Genomic DNA, 502 nt, shown 5'->3' with positions numbered 1-502 from the left:
TCCACCAGTTCCTGATCTTGCGCAGGGTGCCGGCCAAGCGCTCATTGACTCGCGAGTTCTGCGAGATGTCTTTGCCGGAACAAGCGATGTTGATGAGGCTCTCGCTACCTATGAAGACAAGCGTCTCAAAGCCGCTTACTACGTGGTGAAATGCTCCCAGCAAGGAAGCTACCTTGGACGCAACAAGGTAGAGCCAATAGTGGTGCGCTATGAGCGCGAAATTGAAGCTATGGGCGTGTAAGTTCGCGCAAGCGTCCGACTATCAATTTACCGCTTCCTTACTGTGTTCATGCAGCCGCCAAGCGCCGCAACATCAGCTTTGAGTGACTAGGAGTGAAACGATGTGGGATGCAATCTGGGTCAACGGTCACCTGGCAACGATGGCGGACGAGGAGGGCTACGGAATCGTTGAGAACGGGGCGGTCGCGGTAGAAAGTGGACGTATCGCATGGGTCGGCCGACGCGATGCTCTCCCAAATGCACTTCATGAGCATGCCACCGA

Annotated in this window: 1 protein-coding gene and 1 pseudogene; both read left to right on the top strand. The window is 55.4% G+C overall.

The annotated features are described in order from the left end of the window. A pseudogene (locus AC0L23_RS40040) lies at positions 1–241 on the top strand (hypothetical protein); the annotation flags it as partial. Positions 242–341: 100 nt separating this feature from the next. Continuing rightward, a partial coding sequence (locus tag AC0L23_RS40035; protein ID WP_473358431.1) for an imidazolonepropionase-like domain-containing protein occupies positions 342–502 on the top strand: 161 nt, incomplete at its 3' end.

It is taken from the genome of Bradyrhizobium sp. MI1.4 (genome assembly GCF_055811315.1).
Note: the sequence above shows the minus strand (reverse complement) of the source record. Positions and strands in the feature narration are given on the sequence as shown.